This is a genomic window from Quadrisphaera setariae, from assembly GCF_008041935.1.
In the GTDB taxonomy this organism is placed as follows: domain Bacteria; phylum Actinomycetota; class Actinomycetes; order Actinomycetales; family Quadrisphaeraceae; genus Quadrisphaera; species Quadrisphaera setariae.
In genome coordinates, this window is record NZ_VKAC01000008.1 from 49,600 (window position 1) to 68,119 (window position 18,520).

Here is an 18,520-nt window from a genome sequence, read left to right on the forward strand (position 1 = left end):
GGGGGCACCTCCCGCTTGCGGGGGACCACGACCACGGTGGAGGGCGGGTCCTCCTCCGGGGTGTCGGGGGTCTCGCGCAGACTGCCCGTGCGGCGCGCTCCCGGGCCGCGCACGGCAGGCGGTGACGGACGGGGACGGCGGATGCGGCGGACGGCTGGTGGGTGGTGGCACTCGCCGCGCGACCTCATGGCGGCGCTCGAGTGCGACCACCGCCTCCGCCTGGAGCACGCCGCGCACAGCGGCCTGCTGCAGCGGCCCCCGGTCCCGCTCGACGGGAGCCTGGAGCTCGTCGCCCAGCACGGCCTGGAGCACGAGCGCGACGCGCTCGCCGCGCTCAAGGCGCTGGTCGCTCCGCGCGGCGGCCGGGTCGTGGAGATCACCGCTCCCCAGGACGACGAGACGGGTCCCTCCGACCCGGTCGCCTCCACCGCGGCGGCGATGACGCGGGCGGCCCTCGACGCCCAGGTCGACGTGGTCCACCAGGCGGCGCTCGTCGTCCCCGCCCGGGCCGGAGACCCGCTCGGCGGCGGGTTCCTCGGCTTCGCCGACTTCCTCGTCAGCGTCGACCTCGTCACCGGTGAGCCCGTGCTCGACGAGGCCACCGGCCGGCGCCGCTACGAGCCCGTCGACGCCAAGCTCGCGCGCACCGCGCGCCCGACGGCGCTGCTGCAGACCGCCGCCTACGCCGACGCGCTGGTGGCCCTCGGCCACCCCGTGCCGCAGAAGGTGCACCTGTGGCTGGGCGGTGCACCCGGCGGCCGGGTGGCCTCCGAGCGCGCCGCCGACCTGCTGCCGCTCGTGGCTGAGTACCGCGAGCGCGTGCTCGCGCAGCTGGCCACCTCCGGGCCGGTCACCCCGGGCCCCTCCGGCGACGTCCCCTCCGGTGCCGACCCGTCGGTCCTCCCCGAGCCGCTGTGGGCCGACGCGCGCCCCGCGTGCGGCACGTGCCCGTGGGCGCCGGTGTGCGAGACCGGCCGCGAGGACGCCCGCGACCTCAGCCTCGTCGCGGGCATCCGGCGAGACCAGGTGCACCGCCTGCGCGAGCGGGGCGCCACCACGGTGGAGGCCCTGGCCGTCGCCGGTGACGACCAGCGGCCGCCCAGCATGAGCCGGCCGACCTTCGAGCGGCTGCGCGCGCAGGCCGCGCTGCAGGCCCGGGGGGACGCGCAGCCGCCGGGGTCGCCGCCGCTGCACGTCGTGCACGACGACGCACCCCTGCGCCTGCTGCCCGAGCCCGACGCGGGCGACCTCTACTACGACATCGAGGGAGACCCCTTCGCCGACGGCGGCGAGGGCCTGGAGTACCTGCACGGCCTCACCGGCGCCGACGGGAGCTTCACCGCGCACTGGGCGCACGACCGGGCGCAGGAGAGGGTCGCCTTCGAGGCCGTGGTCGACACCATGACGGCCGCGGCGGCCGCGCACCCGGGCATGCACGTCTACCACTACGCCGCCTACGAGCGGACCGCGCTGCTGGCCCTGGCGGTGCGCCACCAGACCCGTGAGGCCGAGGTCGACCAGCTGCTGCGCGAGGGTCGCCTCGTGGACCTGTACGCCGTGGTCCGGTCCTCGGTGCGGGTGTCGGCGCCGTCGTACTCCATCAAGAAGCTCGAGCCGCTGTACATGGGATCTGACCTGCGCAGCAGCGACGTCAAGACCGCGGGTGACTCCATCGTCCAGTACGAGCACTACGCCGCGCTGACCGCACGGGGCTTCCACGACGACGCCGCCGTGGTGCTCGAGGCCATCCGCGACTACAACGCCTACGACTGCGAGAGCACCCGCAGGCTGCACGACTGGCTCCTGGCCCTCGTGGGCAGGACGACGGCGGCGGCGGCCGAGGCGGCCGCTGCTGCCGCCCGCGCAGCGGCCGAGCAGGCGGTGCAGGACAGCGCCGACCCGCTGGCCCTGGCCGCTGCGGTCGGCGTGGACGACGTCGCCGGCTCGGCGGACGGGAGCGCGGTCGACGGCCCCGACGCCGTGGTGAGGGACCTCGTCGGACGCCTGCTCGCCGGCGTCCCCGCCCACGCCGGCGAGCGGACCGACCTCCAGCACGCCCAGGCGCTGCTGGCGGCGTCGCTCGGCTACTACCCGCGCGAGCACAAGCCGTTCTGGTGGGAGCACTTCGACAGGCTCCGCACGCCCCTGGACGAGCTCGCCCACGACGACGGCGTGGTCGTGCTCGACAGGGTGGACGTGAGCGACTGGGAGAAGCCGCCGCGCGCCCGCACGCTCAAGCGGACCGTCACCGCGACGACGTCCTCAGGGGCCGGTGACGTCGCGCGCCTGGGCCGCTCCCCGCACGCCGTCTACGAGGCCCCGGCTCCCGAGGGCATGCAGCTGTCCGCCGACAGCGCCCGCGGGACCCACGCGCGCTGCGGCTCGCCGGAGTGGGACGACGGCGTGGTGACCTTCGTCGAGAGCACGGCCCAGGGGGGCGTCGACGGCTGGCCGGAGGTGCCGGTGGCCCTGTTCCCGAGCGCCCCGCCGGCGACGAAGGGCAAGGAGGCGGTGGTCCTCGACCTGGCCCGGGCCGCCCTCGCGGAGCTCGACGCCGGGCGCGAGCCCGACGAGGCGTGGTGGCGCCTGCTGCTGCGCCGCGCCCCCGGCCTGCACCACGCACCCGCTGACGACGGCGCCGACGGGGACGGCGCAGACACCGTGGCCGCGGTGACCTCGGCCCTGCTGGGCGCCGGCCGCGACGTCGTCGCCGTCCAGGGGCCGCCGGGGACGGGCAAGACCTACGTCGGCTCCCGCGTCATCGCAGCGCTCGCCCAGCGGGGGTGGCGGATCGGCGTGGTGGCGCAGAGCCACCAGGTGGTGGAGAACCTCCTCGAGCGCGTCGTGGCCGTGCGCGACGCAGGGGAGGCGAAGGACGCGGGGGCTGCGCAGCCGGCTGCGAGGTTCACCGTGGCCAAGCCGAAGCAGGACGGCGACGAGCGCGACGCCACCGCCTGGGAGCGCCCGCCCAGGGTCGACGCGTGGCTCGCTGCGCAGGAGGGCGGCTGCGTGCTGGGCGGCACGTCGTGGACCTTCGCCCAGGAGAAGGTCCGCAGCCAGCACCTCGACCTGCTCGTCGTGGACGAGGCCGGGCAGTTCGCCCTGGTCGACGCGCTCGTCGCGGGGTCGGCCGCCGAGCGGGTGCTGCTGCTGGGAGACCCGCAGCAGCTGCCCCAGGTCTGCCAGGGCACCCACCCTGAGCCCGTCGACGTCTCCGCGCTGCGCCACCTGCTCGGGGACGCCTCGCTCGTGCCGCCCGAGGCCGGCTACCTGCTCGACACCACGTGGCGCATGCACAGCCGCGTGTGCGAGCCGGTCTCGCAGCTGCAGTACGAGGGCGTGCTCGCGGCGCACCCGCGCACCGCCGACCGGCACCTGGAGGGCGTGGAACCCGGCGTGCACCTGCACACCGTCGACCACCGCGACCGCACCACCTCCTCGCCGGAGGAGGCGGCGCGCGTGGTGGAGCTGGTGGGCGGGGTGCTGGGCCGCACCTGGACGGACGAGGACGGCGCGGCCCGTCCCGTCGGGCAGGAGGACGTCCTCGTCGTCGCCCCCTTCAACCGGCAGGTGTCGCTGCTGCGCGCAGCCCTCGCCGAGGCGGGGCACGAGGGCGTGCAGGTCGGCACGGTCGACAAGTTCCAGGGGCGCGAGGCGCCGGTGGTCGTGGTGTCGATGGCGACCTCCTCCGGTGACGACCTGCCGCGGGGCGTGGAGTTCCTGCTGTCGCGCAACCGCCTCAACGTGGCGCTGTCGCGGGCGATGTGGGCGGCGCACCTCGTGCACTCCCCCGCGCTGCGCTCCATCACGCCCACGACCGCGGAGGGTCTCGTCGCCCTGGGAGCCTTCGTCGGCGTGCTGCGCCGCGGTGCAGGGGGGCGAGGCGTGCGTGAGGTGCGGGAGCGGCCGGACGGGTGAGGCCGGACACCCGGACGAGGCACCTCCTCAGGATCCGGGTCAAGCAGCCGACAGGCCCCTGCCGACCTCTGGTGCATGCCGCTCATCACCCTGCGACCCGCACCGGCGGGAGCGACACCGCTGACGACGTCGACGGCATCGGTGCTGCGCCACCTCGACGCCGTGCTCGTCACCGCCCTGCTGCGCACCGCGGCACCGGCGCTGGAGGGCGCGGCCTCCGTGGTCCTGCTGGCCGAGGGCCGCGACGGCCGTCGCGTCAGCGGCGCGGCTCGCGAGGTGCTCGCCACGGACCGCACCGCGGCGCTGCTCGTGGTGAGCGGTGACCGCACGCGCCCGCCGTGGGTGGACGAGCTGGGCGCCACCGAGCAGCAGCCGCGCGTGGCGTGGTGCTCCTCCGCGCACCTGGCCGAGGTCGTCGACCTCGCCCTCACCGGGGGGCTCCCCCCGGCCCGTGTGACGCAGCAGTCCCGCCAGCTGCTCAGCGAGCTGCTGGCCTACTGGGACGCGCACGGCCTGCGGTCCCTGCACGACACCGTGGTGGTGGCCGGGCGCACCGCGTGGCCGGAGTACCTGCGCACGGGCGCCGTCATCACCGCTCCCGGACGCGAGCTGCGCGGCGGGACGACGCACCTCGGCTTCTCCGTGGACGGCGAGCTGACCGGGGTCGTGCCGTCCGTCGAGGGCGTGCACAGCGGCGTGCGGTTCACCACCGCCAGCGCCGACCGGCACCGCACCCAGGGACGGGAGCGGCTGGCGGACGTCATCGAGGCGTCGCTGGCCGACCACTCGCGCACCGACGGCGCTGTCTACGACGTCGTGCTGCTGAGCGCCCCCTGGGACGAGCGCACCGTGCAGCTCGGCACGGGCGTGCCCGACGCCGCCAGCTCGGGGCGCCGCTCCGGGTGGGCGCGGGCCCGCAGGTACGCGCACCTCGACGAGCTGCGCGCCGCCTCGTCCGCCCAGGCGCCGGCGATGGTCTGACAGCTCCGGCGTGGAGCCTGCTCAGCGCACCACGGCCAGCTCCGCGGCCGGGGTGACCCGTCGCAGCACGGCCTGCGCAGCGCACGGCCAGTCCCGCTGGAGGCGTCCGCGCACCAGCTGCGAGCGCAGGGCACCGGCGAGCTCCTGGGACGTGGTCGGCCACGGGACACCGCCGCGCTCGGCGAGCACGGTGGCGTTGGCGCGGCCGTGCCCGGGGATGCTGCGGTAGGTGACCGCGGGCAGGCCGGCCACGAGGGCCTCGGTGACGGCGAGGCCGCCGGCGTTGTGCACCAGCACGTCGGCCAGCTGCATGAGGCGGTGCACGTCGGAGCGCCACCCCAGGGCCACCGCGCCGGGCACGGCAGCGGCCCTGCGCCGCAGCGCGTCGTTGCGCCCGCAGAGCACCAGCGGGGTCCACCCGGCTGCGGCGACGTCGCACGCCGACGGCACCACGGCGCCCATCCCCAGCGACCCGGTGGCGAGCAGGGCCACCGGGCGGCCGCTGCCCCGACCGCGCTCCCGTCCAGGGTGCAGCCCTCCGTCCAGGCTGCTGCGCAGGCCCAGCTCCGTCCGCAGCCGCACGAGCTCGGGCAGCGCCATCCGCTCCGCGAAGCGCGCCGGCACCAGCGGACCGGCCACCTCGAACGGCACCCCGGCGCGCTCCAGGTGCGGGTAGTCGGCGCGGCCCTGCTCCGCCGTGGCCTCGGTGACGGTGAGGTGCGCCGCGGCGCGCGGGTGCAGCCACGACGCGTGCACCGCCGGGTCGGTGCAGTACGTCACGAACGGCACCGCCAGCCGGCCGGCCTCCGCCTCCTGGCCGAGCAGCTGGCTGGACAGCGGGTAGGTCGAGACGACGACGTCGGGCCGCACCTCCTCCAGCCACCCCTGCACGGCGGACGCCCCGAGGGCGCAGATCTCCTGCTCGACCCGCCACACCAGGCCACGGCGCTCCATGCCGCGGAACACCGCCTCGAACACGTGGGGAGCCCGCGCGACGGCCACGGCGTAGCCGTCGCGCAGGAAGAGCTGGGCGGCGCGCGGCAGGCCGTCGAGCAGGTCGCGCACCTCGGACACCGCACCCGCCGCGCGCAGCCGCGAGGCCAGCTCCGCGGCTGCGCCGTCGTGCCCGGCGCCCACGCTGCCGGTGAGCACCAGCACCCTCGGTGCGCGAGCGCGCCCCGCGGAGAGCGCGGCGCGGACGGCGGGGGCGGCGGGGAGCAGGCCCGTGGGCGCTGCGGTCATCGAGGGTCCTCACGTCGAGCCGAGCGGTCGTCCCGACCCTGCCCGCCCCGGTGCGGCTCCTCCCCCCTGCGCGGGCGCACTCCAGGTGAAGGTCGGGCGAACACCTGCCGCCCTCCGGTGACGGTTCGGGGATGCTGGGCGGGTGATCGCGGTGCTCCTCGGCCTGACGGCGGCCGCTGCCCTGGCCGCCGCCGCCGTGCTCCAGCACGACGCCGCCTCCACCGCCCCCGCCCAGCGCGGCCTCGGAGCGGGGGTCAAGCTGCTCGGGAGGCTCCTGCGCCGCCGCCGGTGGCTCACCGGCCAGCTGCTGGGCGCCGCTGGCCTGGCGACGTTCGCGGTGGCGCTGCACCTGGGGCGCGTGGTCGTGGTCCAGCCCCTGCTGGCCACCCAGCTGGTGTTCTCGCTGCTGCTCGCCGGGGCCCTCGCGCGCCGTCGGCACGGCCGCGCCGGTCTCGACGCGGCGCTGTGGGGGGCGGCGGCGCTCGTCGTCGGCGGTCTGGTGGTGTTCGGTCTGACGGCGCGCCCGTCGGTCGACCCCGACGGCACCGACGTCGACGCCCTCCGCGGCACCTGGCTGCTCGGCTCGGCCGGCGTGGCGCTGGTGGCGCAGCTGGTGGCCGGGGCCGTCGGCCACCGGCTGCGCGCAGGACGCCGCTGCCTGCTGCTCGCGGTGACCGCCGCCGTCGGCTTCGGGGTGGACGCGCTGCTCCTGAAGGCGGTCGGCGCGCACCTGGCAGCGGGTGAGTGGCTGTCGTGGCCGCTGCTCGCCCTCGCGGTGCTCGCACCCTCCTCGCTGGTGACCGCGCAGCGCGCGTTCCAGGCGGGTGCGGTGACCCAGGCGCTCCCGGCCATCGCGGCGCTGGAGCCGGTGGTCGCCATCACCCTGGCCGGACCGGCGCTCGGCGAGCACCTCGCCTCAGGGGCCGGCTGGCGGGCCGGCCAGGTCGCGGGGCTGGTGGCGCTGCTGGCAGGGGTGGTCGTCCTGGCGCGGCGCGGCCCGTGGGCCACCGCCTCCCGCCCACCCGCCGCCGAGGACGACGAGGACGACGACGGGAGCGGCCAGCGCGACGGACCGCTGCGCCGGACGGGTGACGACGCGCCCGCGCGCCGCTGATCCGCGCACCACCTCCTCGAGCGGACCGCACGGGCAGCCGATGCCAGCGGGGTGACGGCCCCCGCTGGTGCTCAGCCCTCGCTGCTGGGCGACGCCGGCCAGCTCCCCTGGACCGCTCCCGACCGGCCAGGCCCCGCCCCCTCCGCGCCCCCCACGACCCCGCGACCGGCTGGTGCCACGGCGATGGCCGCCGCCGTCGCCGCGCAGGCCGCCGCGCCCCAGCAGCCCGCGCTGCTGCGGTCGCTCCGCCGCGCGGCGGGTGCCGACCCGCTGGCCCCGGCGGCCGTGGAGGCCTACGTCGACGCCGTCGGCCAGCGCGAGGTGGGGCGTCGCCTCGGCGCGCTGCGCCGGCGCACCCGTCCCACCCCGCCCTGGCACGTGCTGCACGACGTCCCCCTCGCCCACGAGGCGGACCCCACCGGTCGCGCTGACCACGTGCTCGTGGGCCCGGGCGGCGTCTACGCGGTCACCACGCTGCACCTGCCCGGGGCCCGCGTGCGGGCCGCGGGGGCGGCGATGCTCGTCGACGGCCGTTCCGAGCCGCACCTGCCCCGCGCGCTGCAGCGCGCCCGCGAGCTGCAGCGGCTGCTGGCCGAGGCCACCGGTCGGGACGTGCGCGTCCGCGCGGTCGTCGTCGTCCTGGGGACCGAGCGGCTGGCCCTTCCGCTGCGCTCCGCCGACGTCGTCGCCCTGAGGGCCCCCGTGCTCGTGCGGTGGCTGCGGCGGCAGCCGCGGGTGCTCGACGCCGCCGCTGCCGCGGACCTCGCGGAGGTCGTCCGCCACCTCGGCGCCGGGTCCGGTGCGGACGGGGCCAGCGACCCCCAGGAGGGCTTCGCGCTGATCCACGAGCGGGTCCGAGCCGCCGACCGGCTGCGCCGCGCCTGGTTCGTGACGGCCGCCGTCGCCGGCTCGACCGGGGTCACGACGCTGCTCGCCGCCGTCATGCCCTGACGCCCAGCCCCGAGGCTCAGAGCGTCAGCAGGCGCTCCAGCAGCACGGCGCCGAAGTCGCCCTCCACCTCCAGCGCCACGCGGGGCGCGCCGGGGAAGTGGTCGGGGAAGCCGTGGTAGAGCCCGCGCAGGTCGGCGATGGTCTGGCCTCGTCCCGGCCCGTCGCTGGTGTCGACCTCCACCGGGACCCGCGGCGCGAGGGCCAGCGCCACGTCCCCGGTGAGGACGCCGGCGGCCAGCGGGTCGTGCAGCACCGAGCACGGCCGCCCGAAGCGCTGCGCGTAGAAGGCGAAGTAGAACTCGAGCACCTCCCCCAGCGCCCGGGTGACGGGCGTCCCGGCGGCGAGCAGCGCCCGGCGGTGCTCCTCCTCGAAGCGCTGGTGCATGGTCACGTCGAGGCCGACGACGGTGAGGTCGAACCCGGCGTCGAGGACGCGGGCCGCGGCCAGCGGGTCGTTGTGGATGTTGGCCTCGGCGACGGCGGTGACGTTGCCCGGCGCCATCGCCGCGCCGCCCATGATGACCACCTCGCGCACCAGGCGCGGCAGCTCCGGCTCGACCTCCAGGGCCAGCGCGACGTTCGTCAGCGGGCCGATGGCGAGCAGCCGCAGCTCGCCGGGGCGGGCGCGGGCCGCGTCGACGAGGGCCTGCGCCGCACTGGTCCCGCTGACCTCGGTGACCGCCCGCGGCAGTGCCACACCGCCGGTGCCGTCGGCGCCGTGCACGTGGGGCGCGCCACCGGTGAAGGGGTGGTCGAGGAAGTCGTGGGCGCCCAGGTGCACGGGCACGTCCTCGCGGCCGAGCATCGCGAGCAGGTCGAGGGTGTTGCGCGCGCCGGTCGCCGCGGCCACGTTCCCGCTGACAGCACCGACGCCCACCAGGTCGACGCCCGGAGAGGCCACGAGCCAGGCGATGGCGAGCGCGTCGTCGACGCCGGTGTCGCAGTCCAGGAAGACGGGGGTGGGCGCGGTGTCGGTCACCGGCCCATGCTCCCAGCGACGGCCGGCCCGCAGACGGGTCCGGGCCGGATCCGGGCCCCGGTCGCGGGGCCCTCCGGGTGGGGCCGTGTTACGGCTGTGGGTCCGGTGCGCGTCGCACCACCCGCGCGGTGCCGGGTGCTCCTAGCGTCAGCGCACCCGTCCCAGGCCGGCCCGAACCCCTGCGAGGTCACCGTGGTGCCCACGTCGCTGCTGCCCGCGCCCCTGCTGCTCCCCCCGCCCGACCGCTCCGCCCTCGCCGACCTGCGGTCCTCGGCCGCCCTCGCGGCCGCCCGCGGCGGCGTGCCCGCCCTCCTCGCGCTCCTCTGGGACGACGACGCCCGCCGAGCACGCCCCGCGCCCCCGCACGTCCGCACCGACGGCCAGCAGCTGGCCGCCCGGGCCGCGGGCGTGTGGCAGGCGCTCGCAGCTGACCAGCGCGACGACGACCTGGCGTGCGTCAGCTCCGTGCTGCACGCGGCGGGCTTCGGAGCGCTGGCCGACGAGCTGCCCGGCGAGCGCGCGGGCCGTCTGGTCGCCGCTGCCTCCGTCCCCGGCGCCCTCCTGCCGCGCCAGCACCGCCGGCTCGCCCCTGCGCCGCTGGGCATGACCTCCCACCTGCTGGCGATGGGCCGCGGTCACCACCTCCGGGTGGTGAGCTGGCACAACACGCCGCCGTCGCGGCGCCACCAGCTGCGCGCCGAGCTCGCGGCCCTCCAGGTCCGCTACCGGACGTGGACCCTCGCCGACCTCGAGGCGGTCACCGCGACCGGCGTCTGGCCGGGCAGCCGGGACGGCGACGAGCGCCCGGGCCTGCTGCCCGTCTTCTACGAGGGGTACCGCGCCGCCGCCGAGGTCGCCGCGCCGGTGTGCGACGAGCTGGGCGTCACCGGCTGGTTCGGGGTGTGCACGGGGTTCGTCGGGTGCCGCGCCGACCAGCAGGAGCTGTTCGCCCGCTCCCACAGGATCGTCCTGCTCGACGAGGACCTCGCCGCCCCCAGCCCCGCCATGACGTGGGACCAGGTCGGTGAGCTGACGCAGCGGCACGTGGTCTTCGCGCACACCGCCTCGCACGCGGGCATCGAGGAGACTCCCACCGAGGCCGACCTGGAGCGGGAGGTGCTCGCGCCCGCCCGGGCGCTGCGGGCGGCGACGGGCGTCGACGCCGGGGTGTTCGCCTGGCTGCACGGCTCACCGACGGGCATGAGCCCCCGCCACGACGCCGCGCTGCGCGGGGCCGGGTACCGGCACCTCATCAGCGGCACCGCCGTCCACCGCCTCTGAGGACTCCTCAGCGGCGCCTAGCCTGGAGGGGTGAGCGCCTCCCCCGCGACGGCTGAGCAGACGGCTGAGCAGACGGCCCAGCAGGCCGCCGACGAGCCCCGGTTCGACCCGGCCGCGGTCCGTGACGACTTCCCGCTGCTCGGCGTGGAGGTGAACGGCGAGCCGCTGGTCTACCTCGACTCCGCCGCCACCTCCCAGCGCCCCCGGGCGGTGCTCGACGCCGAGCGCAGCTTCCTCGAGACGGTGAACTCCGCCGTCCACCGCGGCGCGCACACCCTCGCGGCGGAGGCCACCGAGCTCTTCGAGGGCGCCCGGGAGACCGTCGCCGGCTTCGTGGGCGCCGGGCCGGAGCAGCTGGTGTGGACGTCCGGCGCCACCGCCGGGCTGAACCTCGTGGCCTACTCCCTCGGCAACGCCGCCGCGGGTCGCACCGTGCCGGGGCACGAGGAGGCCGCCCGCCGGTGGGCCCCCGGCCCGGGCGACGAGATCGTCGTCACCGAGGCCGAGCACCACGCCAACCTCGTCCCGTGGCTGGAGCTGGCCGCGCGCACCGGCGCGAGCGTCCGCGCCGTCCCCGTCCGCGACGACGGCACCCTCGACCTCGAGGCCGCCGCCTCCCTCCTGTCGACGCGGACCCGCGTGCTCGCCTTCTCCCACGTCTCCAACGTCCTCGGCGTCGTCAACCCCGTCGAGCAGCTGGTGGCGCTGGCCCGCGAGGCCACCGGCGGCCGGGCGCTCACCGTGCTCGACGCCTGCCAGTCCGCGCCGCACCTGCCGCTGGACCTGCCGGCCCTGGGCGTCGACGTCGCCGTCTTCTCCGGCCACAAGGTGCTCGGACCGAACGGCGTCGGTGCGCTGTACGGGCGCGCGGAGGTGCTGGAGGCGCTGCCCCCGTTCCTCCTCGGTGGCTCGATGATCACCACGGTGACGCTGGAGGGCGCGCAGTACCTGCCGCCGCCGCAGCGGTTCGAGGCCGGTACCCAGCCCGTCTCGCAGGCGGTGGCGCTGGCCGCCGCCGTGGACTACCAGCGGGCCGTCACCGACCGCTTCGGCGCGACGGCCGTGCTCGACCACGAGCGTGCGCTGGAGCACCGCCTGCGCCACGGCCTGCGCGGGATGCCCGGCATCCGCCTCCTCGGTGACGCCGGTGAGGGCGCGGAGCGCGTCGCGCTGCAGGCGTTCGAGGTCGAGGGCGTGCACGCGCACGACGTCGGCCAGCTCCTCGACGCCCGCGGGGTCGCGGTGCGCGTGGGCCACCACTGCGCGCAGCCGCTGCACCGCCGCTTCGGGACGACGGCGAGCGTGCGCGCCAGTGCCGCCCTCTACACGACCGAGGCCGACGTCGACGTCTTCCTCGACGCCCTCGCCGGCGTGCGCTCCTACTTCGGCGTGGGGCGCTGACCCGCGATGGGCAGCCTCGACGCGCTCTACCAGCAGATCGTCCTCGACCACGCCAAGCGCCGGGTCGGCGCCGCCGACCTGTCAGCGCTCCCCGAGCCGACCGGAGGGGACGGCCTCAGCGCGACGTCCCACCAGCGCAACCCCATCTGCGGTGACGAGATCACCCTGCGCGCCACCCTCGACGGCGAGGTGGTCTCCGCCGTCGCCTGGGAGGGCCTGGGCTGCTCCATCTCGCAGGCCTCCGCCTCGATGCTCACCGAGCTGGCCCGCGGGACGACGACGGCGGAGCTCGCGCGGCTCACCGACGGCTTCCGCGAGGCGATGCGCTCCAAGGGCCGGCTCGCGCTCGACGAGGAGGAGTTCGGCGACGCCGCCGCCCTGTCCGGAGTCTCCAAGTTCACCGCCCGGGTGAAGTGCGCCATGCTCGCGTGGGTGGCGCTGGAGGACGCGGTGCGTCGCGCGCGTCCCCCGGTCGGCTGAGCCGACCGGCCGCGGCAGAGGGCCGCACGGGAAAGGCGCTCGCCCGACCGGGGACTGATCACCTAGCGTCCGCCGGGTGAGCACGGACCAGGTGGACGGGCAGGCGCACCAGCGGGCGGACGGGCAGGCGGGGCTGCAGGAGCTCGTCGTCGACGGCGTGCGGGTGTTCCACCAGCCCGGGCCGTCCAAGACCCGCGCCACCCTGTACTTCGGCGTGGGGCTGCGCGACGAGACCTTCGGCACCGTCGGCCTGACCCACCTCGTCCAGCGCCTCGTCGTGGCGGCGCTACCCACCTCGCGCCTCGAGGCCGAGGTCGGCGTGGCGGTCGACCACACCACCTTCGACGCGTACGGCCGCCCGGAGGAGGTCGGGGAGTTCCTGCGGCGGGTGTGCACCGCGCTGGCCGACCTCCCGCTGGACCGGCTGGCTCGGGAGCGGGGCGCGCTGCTCGTCGAGGGCACCGTCGGGGCCGACAGGACCATGGCCGTGGCGTGGGCCGCCCGCTACGGCTTCGCCGGACCGGGTCTGGCGATCACCGACGGGCACGGCCCGCTGGTCCTCACCGGCGAGGAGGTGCTCGCCCACGCCGCTGAGCACTTCCACGCCGGCCGGGCGGCGCTCGGTGTGCTCGGCCCGCTGCCCGAGGGGCTGACGCTGCCGCTGCGCAGCGGGACAGCTGCGTCGTCGTCCGCGCCGTCAGCGGCGGCCTCGTCGGTGTCACCGGCGCTGGCGGTCCAGCGCCACCCGCAGCCGCTGCTCGGAGACGGGCCGGAGTGGGTGGAGGCGCCGACGGACGGGGTCGGCCTGCTGCTGGACGGGTTCGCGCCCTACGACCGGGCGGCGGACGTCGCCTGGTCGGTGCTGTGCGAGCGCCTGCGCGACGTCGCGCGCACCGGGCACGGCCTGACGTACTCGGTGGTGTCCGAGATCATCGACAGCGCCGACGGAGACGTCTTCACCGCGGCCCTCGACGTCCGCGAGGGCAGGGGCGCCGAGGTGGCCGGTCTGGTGTGGGAGCAGCTGGTCGACCTGGCCGAGAACGGCCCCACGCGGGCCGAGCTCGACCACGCGATCGCCGGAGCAGCCGCGGAGATGGACGCCTCGGACGAGGACGTCGCCCGGGCCGAGCCCTTCCGCTGGGCGTTCAGCACCGCGCTCCACGGTCGCGCCCGCCCGCTGGAGGTGGTCCGCGCCCAGCTGGCCGAGGTCACCGGCGAGGCCGTCCGCGACCGCCTCGCCACCGCCGCGCGCCGGGCGCTGCTCGTCGTCCCCGCCGGCTTCCAGCTGCCGGAGGCGGCGCAGCAGGCGGCCCCCATCGCCCAGCGGCCGTGGTGCGGGTTGGCTCCGGCGCTCCCGCCGGGGCGCCAGCTGCGGCCGCCGCTGCTGCACCGGCTGCGCTCGAAGATGGCGCGCCGCCGCCTGGTGCTCACGGACGAGTGCATCGCGCTGCAGGACGAGGACGGCGACGTGCACGTGGTGCGCTGGGACGAGGTCGTCGCCGTCGACGAGCTCCCCTACGCGGACGACGGGCTGGCGGTGGTGGGACGGCGCCTGTGCGGCTTGGCCGTCCACCCCGACCCCTACGGGCGCCAGGCCTACGACGAGCTCCTGCGCCGGCTGGCCCCGCAGGTGGAGAGGCTGCGGCAGGTCCAGCGCGCGCGGGAGCAGGCGGCTCCCGCCGGCCCCGCCCAGGACGCACAGGACGCACAGGACGCACAGGACGGTGCCGCGTGAGCGCGGAGAGCAGCGGCCCGCAGGTGCAGCCCTCGGGCGGGCCGCGCGAGCTGCTGGTCGACGGCGTCCGGGTGTTCCACCAGACCGGCCCGTCCAAGACCCGCGCCGTCCTGTTCTTCGGGGTGGGTCTGCAGGACGAGAGCTTCGAGACCATCGGTCTGACGCACCTCGTCGAGCACCTCGCCATGGCGCAGCTGCCCAAGACCCACCTCGACGCGAACGCCAGCGTCACCGTCAACCACACCGCCTTCTACGCCCACGGCCGCCCCGACGACGTCGGCGCGTTCCTGCGCCGGGTCTGCGAGGCCCTGGCCGACCTGCCGCTGGACCACCTCGCCCGCGAGAAGGACGTGGTGGCCGCGGAGGCCGGCGTCGGGGCGGACCTGACGACGGCGGCGGCGTGGACCGCCCGCTACGGGTTCGCGGGCGCCGGCCTGGTCGCCACGCCCGGGTACGGCCCGCTGGTGCACACCGAGGCCGACGTGGTGTCGCACCTGGCCGCGCACTTCACCGCCGGGCGGGCCGCGCTCGGCGTGCTCGGGCCGCTGCCGGAGGGGCTGGCCCTCCCGCTGCCTCCGGGCGGCCTGACGACCGGGCCCGCACCCGGGACCGTCTCCGAGACCGCCGGCGCCCCGGCGGCCGTCCAGGCGCCGCGCCGCTTCCCCCGGCCGCGGCTCGGGGACGGCCCGGAGTACGTCGAAGGCGCGCCGTCACCCGGTGTGGCCCTGCTGCTCGACGGCTTCGACCCCGACGACCAGGCGGTCAGGGTGGCCCACACGCTGCTGTGCGAGCGCCTGGAGGACCTCGAGCGCGAGCACCAGGCGCTGGTGTTCTCGGTGGTGTCCGAGACCGTCGACGGGCCCGACGGCGACGTCTTCACCCTCGCCGTCGACGGCCCCGAGGAGCAGGCCGGGGACGTGGCCCGCCTGGTGTGGGAGCAGTTGGGAGACCTCGCCGCGAACGGCCCGACGCAGGCCGAGCTGGACGACGTGCTCCAGGCGTACGCCGACCAGGTCGACCCGACCGACGACGACGTCCGCGAGAGCGAGCCGTTCCGCCTCGCGGCCGAGACCGCGATCGCGGTGGCCGCGGGACGACCGGGCGCCACTCCGCTGGCGCGGATCGCGGCGGGCGTCGCGGCGACCACCCGCGAGGACGTCCGCGAACGGCTGGCGACCGCCGCGCGCCGCGCGCTGCTCGTGCTCCCCGGCGAGGCGAGCCTGCCGGAGTCCGCCCAGCGGGTGGCACCCATCGCGGAGCGGCCGTGGTGCCCGCAGGCGCCTGAGCTCCCGCCGGGGCGGCGGCTGCGGCCGAAGCTGCACCGCCGGCTGCTCGGTTCGTGCGCGGACCGCACGCTCGTGCTGGGGGTGGACAGCATCGCCCAGCAGGACGAGGACGGCACCGTGCACGCGGTGCGCTGGGACGAGGTGGTCGGCGTCGTCGAGGTGGAGGGCGGTCCCGGGGTCGCGGTGATCGGACCGGACACGTGTCACGTCTGGGTGCACCCGCACTCCTACGGGAAGGCCGCGCACGCCGAGGTGCTGGAGCGGCTGGCACCGCATGCCGAGCGCATGCGCCGCGCCGTCGCAGGGCGGCGCTAGGTTCTCCCGGCATGACCCTCGACGCCACGGACCTGGCACTCGTCCGCGCGCTCAGCGACCACGGACGAGCCACCTTCGCCCAGCTCGCCGGTGAGACCGGCCTGTCGACCTCGGCCACGCAGGCCCGGGTCCGCAGGCTGGAGGCCGAGGGGGTCATCGCCGGGTACCGCGCGGTGGTGGACCCGGAGGCCGTGGGGCAGCCGCTGGCCGCGTTCATCGAGATCACCCCGCTCGACCCGGCCCAGCCCGACGACGCACCCCGGCGCCTGGAGCACCTGCCGGAGATCAGCGCCTGCTACTCGGTGGCCGGTGACGCCAGCTACCTGCTCATGGCGCGGGTGGCCTCGCCGCGGGCGCTGGAGGACCTGCTCCAGCGGATCCGCTCGGCGGCGTCGGTGCGCACGCGCAGCACGGTGGTGCTGCAGACCTTCTTCGAGCGCGCCACCGCCCCCCTGTCGTAAGAAAGTGCGACCTAGGACTAGATGAGCAGGCGATTGTCCGGTCGAGCGTTGATCTGGCCGGACATCCACCTGTAGCGTCCGGCCATGGCCGTGATGACGCACACCCGCACCACCTCCTCGACCAGCTCGTCGACCACCTCGTCGATCAGCGCTGGCGAGGTCCTGCCGTCGCTGGCGCGCCACCTGCTCGTCGACGGGTACGACCTCGTCGTCGACCTGGCCGGCTCCCACGGCTCCTGGCTGCGCGACGCCACCACGGGCCGCGAGCTCCTCGACCTGTTCACGTACTTCGCGTCCAACCCACTCGGCACCAACCACCCCGGGCTCACCGACGACCCGGCCTTCCTGGCGAGGCTCCAGGCCACGGCGGTCCACAAGCCCAGCAACTCCGACATCTACACCACGCAGCTCGCGGAGTTCGTCGACACCTTCGCCCGCGTGGTCGGGCACCCGCAGCTGCCGCACCTCTTCTTCATCGACGGCGGTGCGCTGGCCGTGGAGAACGCCCTGAAGGTCGCGTTCGACTGGAAGAGCCGCCTCAACGAGAGCAAGGGCCTCGACCCGGCGCTCGGCACGCAGGTGATGCACCTGGAGGGCGCCTTCCACGGCCGCTCCGGCTACACGCTGTCGCTGACCAACACCGACCCGAACAAGACCGCGCGGTTCCCGCAGTTCGGCTGGCCGCGCATCGCCGCCCCCCACACCGGCCTCGGCGACGACGCCACCGTCGAGCGCGGCGAGGACGAGGCCCTCGCCGCCGCCCGCTCGGCCTTCGAGGCGAACCCGCACGACATCGCCTGCTTCGTCATGGAGCCGATCCAGGGCGAGGGTGGCGACCGCCACTTCCGCCCGCGCTTCCTGCAGCTCATGAAGGAGCTGTGCCACGCGCACGACGCGCTGTTCATCCTCGACGAGGTGCAGACCGGCGTCGGGATGACCGGCACGACGTGGGCGTTCGAGCAGCTGGGCGTCGTCCCCGACGTGGTCTCCTTCGGCAAGAAGGCGCAGGTCTGCGGGGTCATGGCCGGCGGACGCGTCGACGAGGTGCCCGACAACGTCTTCGCCGTCAGCTCGCGCATCAACTCCACCTGGGGCGGCAACCTCACCGACATGGTCAGGTCGCAGCGCATCCTCGAGGTCATCGAGGCCGAGGGCCTCGTGGAGCGCGCGGGTCTGCTCGGCGCCCAGCTCCTGTCGCGCCTGCAGGACCTCGCCACCCGCCACCCGGTGGTGACGCACCCGCGCGGTCGCGGCCTCATGTGCGCCGTCGACCTGCCCGACGCCGCCACGCGCAACGCCGTGGTCGCTGCGCTCGGGGACGAGGGCGTGCTCGTGCTCGGGTGCGGCACGCGCAGCCTGCGCTTCCGCCCGTCCCTGGCGGTGACCCCCGACGAGCTCGACGCCGGCGTCGACGCGCTCGACCGGGTGCTCACGCGCACCGCGGGCGCCGCCTGAGCCGCCCGGAGGCCCCTGCGTAGGGTCGAGCGGTGCGCGTGGAGCCCACCGTCCTGCCCTCCCCCGAAGCCCTCGGCGAAGCGGCTGCCGCCGCGGTCGTCGAGGGTCTCGCCGCTGCCCGAGCCCGCCGGGCGGACGCGTTCGTGCTCGGCTGCCCCACGGGACGCAGCCCGGCCACCACCTACGCCGCGCTGGCGCGGCGGGTGGCGGCGGAGCGGGTCGACGTCAGCCGGCTCGTCGTCGTCCTCATGGACGAGTACCTGGTCCAGGCCAGCTCGTCGGCTGGTCAGGACGACGACGGCGGGCTGGCCCTGGAGGACCCGGCCGCGCTGCACTCGTGCGCGCGGTACGGCCGGGAGGTGGTGCTCGAGCCGCTGCAGCGCGCCGCGGGCGCCGGGCGCGGCCCCGCCGACGACGCCCTCTGGCTGCCCGACCCCGCCGCTCCTGCCGTCGCCGGAGGTCCGGCGGCGTACGACGCCCGGATCGCCGATGCGGGCGGTGTCGACCTGTTCCTCCTGGCCAGCGGCGCGAGCGACGGCCACGTGGCGTTCAACCCGCCAGGCACCCCCGCTGGCGCGGAGACGCGGGTGGTGGAGCTGCCGGAGAGCACCCGGCGCGACAACCTGGGCACCTTCCCCAGCTTCGGCGGGGACCTGGCGAACGTGCCGCGGCACGGCGTCAGCGTGGGGGTCGCGACCATCCGCGACCTGTCCAGGTCGGTGCTGATGCTCTGCCACGGCACGGGCAAGGGCACCGCGGTGGCGCGCCTGGCCGGCGCCGAGGCGTACGACCGGTCGTGGCCCGCGACCGTGCTGTCGGACTGCGCGTCGCCGCGCTTCCTCGTGGACCGCGCCGCGGCAGCCGCGGCCGCAGCGACCCGCTGACCAGCCGAGCAGCCGACCGCCTGCTGTCTGCCGGTCG

General features: G+C 76.6%; 14 protein-coding genes. 12 read left to right on the top strand and 2 right to left on the bottom strand.

The genetic code is table 11. The features are described from left to right. The first annotated feature begins 141 nt into the window (after positions 1-141). Both FMM08_RS14115 and FMM08_RS14120 read left to right on the top strand, forming a co-directional pair. A complete protein-coding gene (locus FMM08_RS14115; protein WP_147927029.1) occupies positions 142-3,918 on the top strand; it encodes a TM0106 family RecB-like putative nuclease in 3,777 nt (1,258 codons plus the stop codon). A 75-nt stretch (positions 3,919-3,993) separates the two neighbouring features. Next, entirely contained in the window at positions 3,994-4,899 is a 906-nt protein-coding gene (locus FMM08_RS14120) for a hypothetical protein (protein ID WP_147927030.1), read from the top strand. 21 nt (positions 4,900-4,920) lie between these two features. Here the strand turns inward: FMM08_RS14120 and FMM08_RS14125 are convergent, their stop codons facing one another. Beyond that, positions 4,921-6,141, bottom strand: a complete 1,221-nt coding sequence (locus FMM08_RS14125; RefSeq protein ID WP_147927031.1) for an MGDG synthase family glycosyltransferase — start codon at positions 6,139-6,141, stop codon at positions 4,921-4,923. Positions 6,142-6,283: 142 nt separating this feature from the next. Here FMM08_RS14125 and FMM08_RS14130 point away from each other — a divergent pair, with 142 nt between their 5' ends. Next, complete coding sequence (locus tag FMM08_RS14130) at positions 6,284-7,255, top strand: DMT family transporter (RefSeq protein WP_147927032.1); 972 nt, start codon at positions 6,284-6,286, stop codon at positions 7,253-7,255. A gap of 51 nt (positions 7,256-7,306) precedes the next feature. Continuing rightward, positions 7,307-8,206 (top strand): nuclease-related domain-containing protein, encoded by a 900-nt coding sequence (locus FMM08_RS14135; protein ID WP_147927033.1) that lies wholly within the window; start codon positions 7,307-7,309, stop codon positions 8,204-8,206. Between the two features lie 16 nt (positions 8,207-8,222). Here FMM08_RS14135 and FMM08_RS14140 read toward each other — a convergent pair whose 3' ends face one another. Further along, complete coding sequence (locus FMM08_RS14140; protein ID WP_147927034.1) at positions 8,223-9,185, bottom strand: nucleoside hydrolase; 963 nt, start codon at positions 9,183-9,185, stop codon at positions 8,223-8,225. Between the two features lie 192 nt (positions 9,186-9,377). Here FMM08_RS14140 and FMM08_RS14145 point away from each other — a divergent pair, with 192 nt between their 5' ends. From FMM08_RS14145 to FMM08_RS14180, 8 genes are all read left to right on the top strand, one after another. Next, the gene (locus FMM08_RS14145) at positions 9,378-10,466 is read left to right on the top strand and encodes a polysaccharide deacetylase family protein (protein WP_147927035.1); all 1,089 of its coding nucleotides are present in this window, start codon (positions 9,378-9,380) and stop codon (positions 10,464-10,466) included. A gap of 30 nt (positions 10,467-10,496) precedes the next feature. Continuing rightward, on the top strand, positions 10,497-11,867 hold the full coding sequence (locus FMM08_RS14150; protein WP_147927036.1) for an aminotransferase class V-fold PLP-dependent enzyme: 1,371 nt from the start codon (positions 10,497-10,499) through the stop codon (positions 11,865-11,867). A gap of 6 nt (positions 11,868-11,873) precedes the next feature. Next, positions 11,874-12,347 (top strand): Fe-S cluster assembly sulfur transfer protein SufU, encoded by a 474-nt coding sequence (gene sufU / locus FMM08_RS14155; protein WP_147927037.1) that lies wholly within the window; start codon positions 11,874-11,876, stop codon positions 12,345-12,347. Between the two features lie 76 nt (positions 12,348-12,423). Next, entirely contained in the window at positions 12,424-14,082 is a 1,659-nt protein-coding gene (locus FMM08_RS14160; RefSeq protein ID WP_147927038.1) for an insulinase family protein, read from the top strand. Then, the gene (locus FMM08_RS14165) at positions 14,079-15,683 is read left to right on the top strand and encodes an insulinase family protein (protein ID WP_147927039.1); all 1,605 of its coding nucleotides are present in this window, start codon (positions 14,079-14,081) and stop codon (positions 15,681-15,683) included. Before FMM08_RS14160 ends, FMM08_RS14165 begins: the two co-directional genes overlap by 4 nt. 11 nt (positions 15,684-15,694) lie before the next feature. Then, entirely contained in the window at positions 15,695-16,144 is a 450-nt protein-coding gene (locus tag FMM08_RS14170; protein ID WP_147927040.1) for an Lrp/AsnC family transcriptional regulator, read from the top strand. Positions 16,145-16,228: 84 nt separating this feature from the next. After that, positions 16,229-17,599: an L-lysine 6-transaminase gene (gene lat / locus FMM08_RS14175; RefSeq protein WP_222710780.1), complete on the top strand. Its 1,371-nt coding sequence runs from the start codon at positions 16,229-16,231 to the stop codon at positions 17,597-17,599. Between the two features lie 32 nt (positions 17,600-17,631). Beyond that, positions 17,632-18,483, top strand: a complete 852-nt coding sequence (locus tag FMM08_RS14180; RefSeq protein ID WP_147927041.1) for a sugar phosphate isomerase family — start codon at positions 17,632-17,634, stop codon at positions 18,481-18,483. Positions 18,484-18,520 lie beyond the last annotated feature (37 nt).

Bases quoted from the DNA above. Each gene is read 5' to 3' on its own strand.
- FMM08_RS14170 (WP_147927040.1), top strand. From the start codon at position 15,695: ATGACCCTCGACGCCACGGACCTGGCACTCGTCCGCGCGCTCAGCGAC.
- FMM08_RS14115 (WP_147927029.1), top strand. From the start codon at position 142: ATGCGGCGGACGGCTGGTGGGTGGTGGCACTCGCCGCGCGACCTCATG.
- FMM08_RS14120 (WP_147927030.1), top strand. From the start codon at position 3,994: ATGCCGCTCATCACCCTGCGACCCGCACCGGCGGGAGCGACACCGCTG.
- FMM08_RS14125 (WP_147927031.1), bottom strand. From the start codon at position 6,141: ATGACCGCAGCGCCCACGGGCCTGCTCCCCGCCGCCCCCGCCGTCCGC.
- lat (WP_222710780.1), top strand. From the start codon at position 16,229: ATGGCCGTGATGACGCACACCCGCACCACCTCCTCGACCAGCTCGTCG.
- sufU (WP_147927037.1), top strand. From the start codon at position 11,874: ATGGGCAGCCTCGACGCGCTCTACCAGCAGATCGTCCTCGACCACGCC.